Below are 11,363 nucleotides of genomic sequence, written 5' to 3' on the forward strand. Positions count from 1 at the left end.
GCCGCCCCTGAACCTGATACGCCGGAGTCCACCATGAGCAATCTGCACGAAAACAGCATCATCATCGACGGCCTGAACATTTCGAAATTCGAACGCTCGGTGTTCGAGGACATGCGCAAGGGCGGCATCACGGCCGCGAACTGCACCGTCTCGGTCTGGGACAGCTTCACGAAGACCGTCGACAACATCGCGCTGATGAAGCAGCAGATTCGCGAGAACAGCGAGCTGCTCACGCTGGTGCGCACCACGGAAGACATCGCGCGCGCCAAGAAGGAAGGGCGCACGGGCGTGATTCTCGGCTTCCAGAACGCCCATGCGTTCGAAGACAACCTCGGCTATATCGAGGCGTTCGCCGACATGGGCGTGCGCGTCGTGCAGCTTTGCTACAACACGCAGAACCTCGTGGGCACGGGCTGCTATGAGCGCGACGGCGGCCTCTCTGATTTCGGCCGCGAAGTGATCACCGAGATGAACCGCGTGGGCATCATGGTCGACCTCTCGCACGTGGGCGGCAATACGTCTTCGGAGGCCATCGCGTTTTCGAAGAAGCCGGTTTGCTATTCGCACTGCCTGCCCTCGGGCCTCAAGGAGCATCCGCGCAACAAGAGCGACGAGCAGCTCAAGGAGATCGCGGACGCGGGCGGCTTCGTGGGCGTGACGATGTTCGCGCCGTTCCTCAAGCGCGGTATCGACGCGACCGTCGAGGACTATATCGAGGCGATCGACTATGTCGTGAACCTGATCGGCGAGGACACGGTGGGCATTGGCACCGACTTCACGCAGGGCTACAGCACCGAGTTCTTCGACATGCTCACGCACGACAAGGGCCGCTACCGCCGCCTCACGAATTTCGGCAAGGTCGTGAATCCCGAGGGCATTCGCACGATCGGCGAATTCCCGAATCTTACGGCGGCCATGGAGCGCGCGGGCTGGAAGGAGTCGCGCATCCGCAAGATCATGGGCGAGAACTGGGTGCGCGTGTTCCGCGACGTCTGGGGCGCCTGAGCGTTTAGCCGCAAGCAACCGTTTAAAGCGTCTTTAAAGCCCCTTTAAACGACGCCATTAAAAAGCCTTCAAGCCATTCCGAAAAATATTGATGCGTGGACGCGCCCCGGCGCGTTCATGCAGCCCCCACTCATCCTGGAGTGCAAAGAGATGCAACCGCAACTGCCGATCGACGTCGATGCGAACACCGGTGTCTGGACCACGGACGCGCTGCCGATGCTGTACGTGCCGCGCCATTTCTTCACCAACAACCACACCGCCGTCGAAGAGGCGCTGGGCCGCGACGTCTACGCCGAGATTCTCTACAAGGCCGGCTACAAGTCTGCGTATCACTGGTGCGCGAAGGAAGCCGAGAAGCACGGCATCGCGGGCATGGACGTATTCGAGCATTACCTGAAGCGCCTTTCGCAACGCGGCTGGGGCCTCTTCTCGATCATCGAGGCCGACCCGAAGAGCGCGCACGCCAAGATCGAGCTGCGCCATTCGTCGTTCGTGCTCGCGCAGCCCGGCAAGGAAGGCAAGCTCTGCTACATGTTCGCGGGCTGGTTCGCAGGCGCGATGGACTGGGTGAACGACACCACGGCCGAAGGCAAGGGCGCGCCGCGCGCGCAATCGAAGGAAGTGCAGTGCGCGGCCGAAAGCCACGATCATTGCGTGTTCGAGGTGTCGCCGCTTTCTGCCTGAAGGCTGCCTGAGTGCAGACCGAAGCAACGATCAAAACGAACGCCCCCGCATTAAAAGAATTAGCAAAGTAACACCGAGACATACGAACGCCAGAGGTCGCCTGCGATGCGCTATCCCCACCTGTTCAAACCCCTCCAGCTCAATCAGCTGACGTTACGCAACCGCATCGTCAGTACCGCCCATGCCGAGGTTTATGCCGAGCCGGGCGGCCTGCCGGGCGAGCGCTACATCCGCTATTACGAAGAGAAGGCCAAGGGCGGCGTCGGCCTCGCGATCTGCGGTGGGTCGAGCCCGGTGTCGATGGATAGCCCGCAGGGCTGGTGGAAGTCGGTCAACCTGACGACGGACAAGGTCATCGATCCGCTCGCGCGCCTCGCCGAAGCGATGCACCGTCACGGCGCGAAGATCATGATCCAGGCAACCCACATGGGGCGCCGCAATGCCTACCACGGCGAGCACTGGCCGCATCTCGTGACGCCCTCGGGCGTGCGCGAGCCGGTGCACCGCGGCAACGCGAAGATCATCGAAGTCGAGGACATCAAACGCATCATCAAGGATTTCGCGGCCGCTGCGATCCGGGTGAAGAGCGCGGGCATGGACGGCATCGAAATCTCGGCCGCGCACCAGCAACTGGTCGACCAGTTCTGGAGCCCGCGCACGAACTTCCGCACCGACGAATGGGGCGGCAGCTTCGAGAACCGTCTGCGCTTCGGCATCGAAGTGCTGAAGTCGGTGCGCGAAGCCGTGGGCCGTGACTTCTGCGTCGGCCTGCGCATGTGCGGCGACGAATTCCATGAGAACGGCATCGACCACGAGCACGCGAAGGAAATCGCGCAGGCGATGGAAGCGACCGGTCTGATCGACTACATCAGCGTGGTGGGTTCGGGCGCGGACACGCACAACACCCTCGTGAACTGCATGCCGCCGATGGCGCTGCCGCCGGAGCCGTTCGTGCATCTCGCCGGGGGCATCAAGTCGGTGCTGAAGCTGCCCGTGATGCATGCGCAGAGCATTCGTGACGCGGGCCAGGCCGAGCGCCTGCTGGCGAACGGGATGATCGACATGGTCGGCATGACGCGCGCGCAGATTGCCGATCCGCACATGGTGATCAAGATCCGCGACGGGCGCGAGGACGAAATCAAGCAGTGCGTCGGCGCGAACTACTGCATCGACCGCCAGTACAACGGTCTTGACGTGCTGTGCGTGCAGAACGCGGCGACCTCGCGTGAAGAGACCATGCCGCACGTGATCGAGAAGACGCGCGGCCCGAAGCGCAAGGTCGTGGTGGTGGGCGCGGGCCCGGCGGGCCTGGAAGCGGCGCGCGTCGCGCGCTCGCGCGGCCACGACGTCGTGCTGTTCGAGAAGAACGCCGAAGTCGGCGGCCAGATCATGATCGCGGCGAAGGCGCCGCAGCGCGAGCAGATGGCCGGCATCGTGCGGTGGTTCGACATGGAAACGAAGCGCCTGGGCGTGGATCGCCGGCTGGGCGTGGCGGCTGACGAGAAGGTGATCATGGCCGAGAAGCCGGATATCGTTGTGCTCGCAACGGGCGGCCACAGCTATACGGAGGAAGTGCCGGGCTGGGGCGTGGCGGACGGGCTCGCGGTCAGCTCGTGGGACATCCTCACGGGCAAGGTCGAGCCGGGACAGAACGTGCTGGTCTACGACGGCATCAGCACGCATGCGGGATCGGGCGTGGCCGACTTCATCGCGAGCCGCGGCTCGAGGGTCGAGATCGTGACGCCCGATGTGAAGGTGGCGGACGACGTGGGCGGCACGACGTTCCCGATCTTCTATCGCCGGCTCTACGCGCAAGGCGCGGTGCTCACGCCGAACTATTGGCTCGATCGCGTCTACGAAGAAGATGGCAAGAAGATCGCGGTGCTGCGCAACGAGTACACGGAAGAGCTCGAGGAGCGCGCGGTCGACCAGGTGGTGGTCGAGAACGGCACGCGGCCCAACGACGAACTCTACTGGAAGCTCAAGAACGAATCGGTGAATAACGGCCAGGTGGACGTGAACAAGCTGTTCGCGTCCGAGGCGCAGCCGTGCCTCACCGAGGAGCTCGGCAACGGCCGCTTCCTGCTGTTCCGTGTTGGCGACTGCATCTCCATGCACAACATCCACGGCGCGATCTACGACGCGCTGCGGCTCGTGAAGGACTTCTGACCCATGAACCCGACCTGGCTCATTACCGCGCTGCTGTGGCTCTCGATGGCGGGCCTCGCGTTCGCCGTCGCGAAGCGGGCCGCTTACTGGCGCGTCGGGCGCGCAGCGGCGCCCGGATCGTTCGGCGCCTTCGGTTTCACCAGGCTGTTCAGCATTCCGAAGCGCTATTTCGTCGATCTGCACCATGTGGTCGCGCGCGATCCGTATATCGCGAAGACGCACGTGGCGACGGCCGGCGGCGCGATTGCGGCGCTCGCGCTCGTGTTCATCAACTATGGCCTGGCGATCTACTCGCCTTGGCTCGACAAGCTGATCTTCCTCGCGGCGCTCGCGATGCTGATCGGCGTGGTGTTCGTGTGGCGCCGCCGTAACGCGCGGCAAGTGCCGGCGCGTCTCTCGCGCGGGCCGTGGAATACGCTGCCCTGGCTGCTCGGCTCGTTCGCGCTCGGCATCGTGCTCTATACGGTGGTGCCCGCCGGTGCGATGTCGGGCGGCTTCGCGGTGCTCTGCGCGGTGCTGATCGGCGTGGGCGCGTTCGCGATGACGTTTGGCGCCGCGAAGGGCGGCCCGATGAAGCACGCGATCGCGGGCCTGCTGCATCTCGCGTTTCACCCGCGCCAGGAGCGCTTCGCCGCCACGCGTGAAGGCTGGACCGGCAACGGCACGGCCACGCCGCCCACGGCGCTCAAGCTGCCCGATATCGAGCATCAGGAATATGGCGTGGCGAAGCCCGTGGAGTTTCGCTGGAACCAGTTGCTGAGCTTCGACGCCTGCGTGCAGTGCGGCAAGTGCGAGGCCGCGTGCCCCGCGTTCGCCTCGGGCCAGCCGCTCAATCCGAAGAAGCTGATTCAGGACCTCGTGGTGGGCATGGCCGGCGGCACCGACGCCGCCTACGCGGGCAGCCCCACGCCCGGCATCAAGGTCGGCCAGCATGGCGGCGCACCGACCGGCCCGATCGTCTCGGGCCTGATCGAAGCGCAAACGCTGTGGTCGTGCACCACGTGCCGCGCCTGCGTGCAGGAGTGCCCGATGCTGATCGAGCACGTGGACGCCATCGTCGACATGCGCCGCAACCAGACGCTCGTGCACGGCACGGTGCCGGGCAAGGGCCCCGAAGTGCTCGCGAACCTGCGCGAGACCGGCACGATGGGCGGCTACGACAAGGCCGCGCGCTACGACTGGTCGGTCGACCTGAACGCGCCCATCGCGCAACCGGGCAAGCCCGTGGATGTGCTGCTGGTGGCGGGCGAAGGCGCTTTCGACATGCGCTATCAACGCACGCTGCGGGCGCTCGTGAAGGTGCTCAACAAGGCGGGCGTGAGCTACGCGGTGCTGGGCGCGCAGGAAACGGATACGGGCGACGTGGCGCGCCGTCTCGGCGACGAGGCCACGTTCCAGCGCATGGCGAAGCAGATGATGGGCACGCTCTCGACGCTGAACTTCAAGCGCATCGTGAGCGCCGACCCGCACGTGATGCACAGCCTGCGCAACGAATATCGCGCACTGGGCACGCGGTACGACGTGCTCCATCACACGACCCTGCTCGCCGAGCTGGCCGCGAGCGGCAAGATTGCGCCGAAGGCCGTTGAAGCCCTGCGCGAAAAGCGCACCACGTATCACGATCCTTGCTATCTGGGCCGCTACAACGGCGAGACCGAAGCGCCGCGCAAGCTGCTCAAGACCATCGGCATCCAGGTGGTGGAGATGGAGCGCAACGGCATGCGTGGGCGTTGCTGCGGCGGTGGCGGCGGTGCGCCGCTCACCGATATCCCCGGCAAGCAGCGCATTCCCGATATCCGCATCGCCGATGCGAAGGCCGTGGGCGCCGAAGTCGTCGCCGTGGCGTGCCCGAACTGCACGGCGATGCTCGAAGGCGTCGTGGGTCCGCGCCCCGAGGTGCTCGACGTGGCAGAACTCGTTGCAGCTTCGCTGGAGTGAACCGATGAATGCGATCAAACGAATCGATCCGCGCCGCCCCTTCATCATTACCGTGGACGGACTGCGGCGCATCACGCTCGGCGAGAGCGGCAGCGCCGATGCAAGCGCCGCGCACTGGGCCGGTCAGGCGCATGGACACGCCGCCGCGAAGCCGCGGCGCCTGGTTAGCGATCCGAAGCAAATCATGCTGGTGGTGGCGCATGCCGAACGCGGCGCGCTTGACGATCACACGTGCCAGGCCATCGCCGCAGCCGCGCTGCTGGCCGATGGGCAAACCGAAGTGGCGCTGCTCGCATTTGGCGAGGTGAAAGACGACGTGGCGGCGCTTGGCGTGGACAAGCTGATCGAACTGCAGGGCTTCGAGCGCCGCGTGTTCGCGCCCGAAAGCGAGTTGCGCGCCTTGCAGGCTTGTGCGGCTGCGCTGGCGCCGAAACACGTGTTCGTGCCCGACAACGCGACCGGCGACGGCGACCTGGGCCGCCGCTATGCGGCCTCGGCGGGCGCGAGCGTGGCGACGCACGTGGTCGAAATCGACGCGAAGCACGTGGGCGCCTACGAGCAGGCGAAGCGCGCGTTTGCCACGCGCGCGCTGCCCGACGTGATCCTGCTCGCCCCCAACGCCGTCGATGCGAAGCTGCCCTTCGTGGGCGCGGGCGAGCGTCTCGCGGGCGACTTCATTCGCCCCGCGGGCGATAGCGGGCAACCGTATCGCGACCTGGGCCTCGAAGAAATCGACGCGGCCCAGGTGGCGCTCGAAGAGGCGGACTTCATCGTCTCGGCGGGCAACGGCGTGAGTGACATTGCCTCGTTCGAGAAACTCGCGGGCGCGTTTGGCGCGGCCATCGGCGCGAGCCGCGTGGCCGTGGACAACGGCCATTTCACGCGCGACAAGCAGGTGGGCGCGACCGGCAAGACCGTGGAGGCGAGCGTGTATATCGCGTTCGGCATTTCCGGGGCCGTGCAGCATTTGCAGGGCATCAAGGACTGCCGCCACGTGATTGCCGTGAATCTCGACGGCAGCGCGCCGATCGCGAAGCGCGCGAACCTGACCGTGGTGGGCGACGCCCAGCAGACCATCGCCGCGCTGATCCAGCAGGTGCAGACCGCGCGCGCGACGCGCGGCCAGGCGCCGGCTGCGGCCGAACAACGCCAACCCGCAGGAGTGGCCGCATGAACGCGCAACGACAGATAGAACGCATCGCGGTGCTCGTTTCGGCGGGCCGCCATCCTGTGAGCGGCGCGCCGCGCTATAGCCGCAACGACGCGCAGGCGCTGGAAATCGGCCGCAAGCTCGCCGACCAGCATCGCGCGCAACTCGACGTGATCCACGCGGGCGACGCCCACGAACCCGCGCTCGCCGAATACCTCGCGCTCGGCGCCCGCGAAGTCGAAGTGCTCGCGTGCGCGCCGGGCGACGACGCGGCGCGCGCGCTCGCCGAACGCGTGCGCGGCTACGACCTCGTGCTGACCGGCACGCGCGCCGAGGGCGCGCACGACAGCGGCATGCTGCCGTACAGCGTGGCCGCGGCGCTGGGCTGCCCGCTTGTGGGCAGCGCCGTCGATATCGACATAAAAGGCGGCCGCGCGACGGTGCGCCAGTTCCTGCCGAAGGGATTGCGCCGCCGCGTGGAAGTCGCGCTGCCGGCGTTGATCGCCGTGCATCCGCTCGCCAATGCGCAGCCGCAGTACGCCTATGCGCGCCTGCGCGCGGGCACGATCCGGCCCCAGCGCGCGACGCGTTTTGCGAGCGATGAAGCCGCTGCCTGGACGGTGGGCCCCATCGAGCGCAAGCCCGTCAAGTTCGCGGCTCCCGAGAAGCGCTCGGGGCATTCCCGGATGCTGGCCGCGGTGACGACAGAAAGCCGTGGCGGCAGCGTCGTAATTGAGGGGAGTTCGGTCGAAAAAGCACAAGTGATTCTTGCGTATTTGCGCGAGCATCAACTCATCGATTACTGAAATTTGCTGATCTGTCGGCAAGAACCAGTCAAGAACCAGGGATGAAAAATCCGGAGCAAACGATGAACGTATCGGCAGACATTCGCGCGCTGGTGGAGCGGCGCCAGGCGGGCTACAGCCTCGAAGCGCCCTTCTATCGCAGCGAGGAAATTTTCGCGCTCGACATGGAGACGATTTTCCGCCAACACTGGATCCAGGTGGCCACGGAGCCCGAGTTGCCCGAACCGGGCGACTACGTGACGGTCGAGCTGGCCGGCGAGTCGATCCTGATCGTGCGCGACGACGACATGGAAGTGCGCGCGTTTCATAACGTGTGCCGCCATCGCGGCGCGCGCCTGTGCAACGAGCAGAAGGGGACGGTGGGCAACATCGTCTGCCCGTATCACAGCTGGACCTACAACCTGACCGGCGAGCTGATGTTCGCCGAGCACATGGGCGAGCAGTTCGACCGCTGCAAGCACAGCCTGAAGCAGGTTCACGTGCAAAACCTGGCAGGCCTGATCTTTATCTGCCTCGCCGACGAGCCGCCCGCCGACTTCGCGATGATGCGCGCCGCGATGGAGCCGTATCTGCTGCCGCACGACCTGCCGAACTGCAAGGTGGCCGCGCAGATCGACATCGTCGAGAAGGGCAACTGGAAGCTCGTGATGGAGAACAATCGCGAGTGCTATCACTGCGTCGCGAACCACCCCGAGCTGACGATTTCGCTCTACGAATACGGCTTCGGCTATCAGCGCTCGCCCGCGAACGCGGAAGGCATGGACGCGTTCGAGCGCACCTGCGTCGAGCGCTCGAAGCAGTGGGAAGAGATGAATCTGCCGTCGGTCGAGATCGAAAAACTGCTCGACGTCACCGGCTTTCGCACGCAGCGCCTGCCGCTCGACCGCAGCGGCGAATCGCAGACGCTCGACGCGAAGGTCGCTTCGAAGAAACTGCTCGGCGAATTCCGCACGGCCGATCTCGGCGGCCTCTCGTTCTGGACGCAGCCGAACTCGTGGCATCACTTCATGAGCGATCACATCGTCTCGTTTTCGGTGATTCCGCTCTCGGCCGGCGAGACGCTCGTGCGCACGCGCTGGCTCGTGCATCAGGACGCGGTCGAAGGCGTCGATTACGACGTGGCGAATCTCACGGCCGTCTGGAACGCGACCAACGACCAGGACCGCACGCTCGTCGAGTATTCGCAGCGCGGCGCCGGGAGCAGCGCCTATGAGCCGGGCCCGTACTCGCCGTACACCGAGGGTCTCGTCGAAAAATTCACGGCCTGGTATGTGGGCCGTCTTGCCGAGAAGATCGGCGCATAAGCCGGTGCGAGAGTAGAGCGGAGTTTGACATGATGCGAGATGCGGCCCAATTCGATCCCACGGACAGCCGGGTGACGCGCCCGGCCTTCTGGGGCACGCTGCCGGAGCGCTGGACGAGCGATGCCGAAGAGACGCTTGTGTGCTGCCATGTGCGGCAGGAAACGCACGACGTAAGGAGCTTTTTCTTTCGTTCGCCGCAAGGGCGCACGTTTTCGTTCGAGCCGGGGCAGTTCGTGACGCTCGAACTCGAAATCGACGGCGAGCCCGTGAATCGCTGCTATACGATTTCGTCGTCGCCGGCGCGGCCGCACACGATTTCCATCACGGTCAAGCGCGTGCCGGGCGGCAAGGTGTCGAACTGGCTGCACGACAATCTGCAACCGGGCGCGTCGATCCGCGTGCTCGGGCCGGGCGGCGAGTTCACCTGCGCGCGCCATCCGGCGAACAAGTATCTGTTCCTCTCGGCGGGCTCCGGCATCACGCCGCTGATGTCGATGAGCCGCGCGCATCACGATCTCGCCGAGGATCGCGACATCGTGTTCGTGCATAGCGCGCGCACGCCCGACGACATCATTTTCGCGCGCGAGCTCGAACTGATCGCGGCGAGCCACACGCACTTTCGCACCTCGTTCGTTTGCGAGCGGCTGGGCGCGCGCACGGCGTGGCCCGGCGTGACGGGCTTTCTCACGCTGCCGCTGCTCAAGCTGATTGCGCCGGATTTCATGGAGCGCGAGATCTTCACCTGCGGTCCCGCGCCCTATATGAAGGCCGTGCGCGACCTGCTCGACGAAGCCGGCTTCCCGCGCAAGCAGTACCACGAGGAGAGCTTCTCGTTCGAGACGCTCAACGCCGACACACCGGACACCGAGGTTGAAGCGCTGGCCGAAGCTCCAGCGCAAACGGACGCCGAAGCCGCCACCTTCAAGGTCACGTTTGCAAAGAGCAATCGCGAGATTCAGTGCGGCACGAACCAGCACGTGCTGGAAGCCGCGCGCCAGGCCGGTGTGCGGCTGCCCTCGTCGTGCGCGCAGGGCATGTGCGGGACCTGCAAGGTCAAGCTGGTCTCGGGCCAGGTGCAGATGAAGCACAACGGCGGCATCCGCCAGCGCGAAATCGACCAGGGCATGGCGTTGATGTGCTGCTCGAAGCCGCTGTCCGATCTCGTCATCGATAAATAACCCGCCCGCCCATATTGCGGACGCGCAAGTCGCAGTACGACAAGAACGCGTCGCAAATGAACGATAACGACAAATTGTGGCGGGGGAATCTGGAGTGGACAGGGCGCGACCGCCCACATTAGAGGAGATCGACCGTGAAGCTGCTGCAAAAACTGTTGTGGACCGGCATGGTGTCGGCGATGGTGGCGATGAGTGGTCCGGCATTCGCGGACGGCAAGCCGACGCTGAAGATTGGCTATGTGGAGGGCTGGGACGACAGCGTGGCCACCTCGAACGTGGCGGCGCGCATCATCGAGAAGCGCTACGGCTACCAGGTGCAACTGGTGCCGGTGGCTGCGGGCATCATGTGGCAGGGCGTGGCGCGCGGCGACCTCGATGCGACGCTTTCCGCGTGGCTGCCCGTCACGCAAGGCGCGTACTGGGCGCAGTTCAAGGACAAAGTGGTCGATCTTGGTACGAACTTCACTGGCGCGAAGATCGGGCTCGTGGTGCCTGATTACGTGACCGCGAAAAGTATCGATGATCTCAACGCGCAAAAGAGCGCGTTTGGTGGGCGCATTGTGGGTATCGATGCGGGTGCGGGCGTGATGCAGAAGACCGACCAGGCCGTCAAGCAGTATGGGCTCGATTACACGGTCATGCCGAGTTCGGGTAGCGCCATGACGGCTGAACTCGCGCGCGACGTCAATGCGAAGAAGCCGGTGATCGTGACCGGCTGGACGCCGCATTGGATGTTCGCTAAATACAAGCTGCGCTTCCTTGAGGATCCCAAGGATGTTTATGGCGCGGCGGAGCACGTGGACAGCGTGGTGAACCCCGGGCTTGAAACGAAGGCGCCGCCAGTGGTCGCGTTTCTCAAGAAGTTTCAGTGGAAGCCCGGTGAGATCGATAGTGTGATGCTTGCGATTCAGAATGGTGCCAAGCCTGAGGCCGCTGCTGATACGTGGATTGCCGCGCATGGCGAGCGCGTGAATGATTGGGCGCAGGCTGCTGAGCAGTAAGTGGCGCGGCTATGGCGGTTGTCGCGTTTCCTTGTATTCGCGGCGGTCTGCTAGCGTTGCCCCTGTGCGGGGCGGCACCTACTTTCTTTGCGGCGGCAAAGAAAGTAGGCAAAGAAAGCCGCTCAAAC

General features: G+C 65.0%; 9 protein-coding genes. All 9 read left to right on the forward strand.

Features of this window, described 5'->3' with window-relative positions:
* The first annotated feature begins 33 nt into the window (after window positions 1-33).
* The 9 genes from U5775_RS37980 (at window position 34) to U5775_RS38020 (ending at window position 11,235) form a co-directional block, all read left to right on the forward strand.
* Window positions 34-1,005, forward strand: a complete 972-nt coding sequence (locus U5775_RS37980) for a dipeptidase (RefSeq protein WP_322063273.1) — start codon at window positions 34-36, stop codon at window positions 1,003-1,005.
* A gap of 150 nt (window positions 1,006-1,155) precedes the next feature.
* Entirely contained in the window at window positions 1,156-1,689 is a 534-nt protein-coding gene (locus tag U5775_RS37985; RefSeq protein ID WP_322063274.1) for a DUF5943 domain-containing protein, read from the forward strand.
* A gap of 105 nt (window positions 1,690-1,794) precedes the next feature.
* The gene (locus tag U5775_RS37990) at window positions 1,795-3,858 is read left to right on the forward strand and encodes an NADH:flavin oxidoreductase (RefSeq protein ID WP_322063275.1); all 2,064 of its coding nucleotides are present in this window, start codon (window positions 1,795-1,797) and stop codon (window positions 3,856-3,858) included.
* Between the two features lie 3 nt (window positions 3,859-3,861).
* Window positions 3,862-5,796 (forward strand): (Fe-S)-binding protein, encoded by a 1,935-nt coding sequence (locus U5775_RS37995; RefSeq protein WP_322063276.1) that lies wholly within the window; start codon window positions 3,862-3,864, stop codon window positions 5,794-5,796.
* Window positions 5,797-5,800: 4 nt separating this feature from the next.
* Window positions 5,801-6,970: an electron transfer flavoprotein subunit alpha/FixB family protein gene (locus U5775_RS38000; RefSeq protein ID WP_322063277.1), complete on the forward strand. Its 1,170-nt coding sequence runs from the start codon at window positions 5,801-5,803 to the stop codon at window positions 6,968-6,970.
* Window positions 6,967-7,752 (forward strand): electron transfer flavoprotein subunit beta/FixA family protein, encoded by a 786-nt coding sequence (locus U5775_RS38005; RefSeq protein ID WP_322063278.1) that lies wholly within the window; start codon window positions 6,967-6,969, stop codon window positions 7,750-7,752. Before U5775_RS38000 ends, U5775_RS38005 begins: the two co-directional genes overlap by 4 nt.
* Before the next feature lie 62 nt (window positions 7,753-7,814).
* Window positions 7,815-9,056, forward strand: a complete 1,242-nt coding sequence (locus U5775_RS38010) for an aromatic ring-hydroxylating dioxygenase subunit alpha (protein WP_322063279.1) — start codon at window positions 7,815-7,817, stop codon at window positions 9,054-9,056.
* Window positions 9,057-9,085: 29 nt separating this feature from the next.
* Entirely contained in the window at window positions 9,086-10,234 is a 1,149-nt protein-coding gene (locus U5775_RS38015) for a hybrid-cluster NAD(P)-dependent oxidoreductase (protein ID WP_322063280.1), read from the forward strand.
* A gap of 134 nt (window positions 10,235-10,368) precedes the next feature.
* Window positions 10,369-11,235, forward strand: coding sequence for a glycine betaine ABC transporter substrate-binding protein (locus tag U5775_RS38020; RefSeq protein WP_322063281.1), 867 nt, complete (start codon window positions 10,369-10,371; stop codon window positions 11,233-11,235).
* The last annotated feature ends 128 nt before the right edge of the window (window positions 11,236-11,363 follow it).

The organism is Paraburkholderia sp. J63 (assembly GCF_905220245.1).
Lineage (GTDB): Bacteria > Pseudomonadota > Gammaproteobacteria > Burkholderiales > Burkholderiaceae > Paraburkholderia.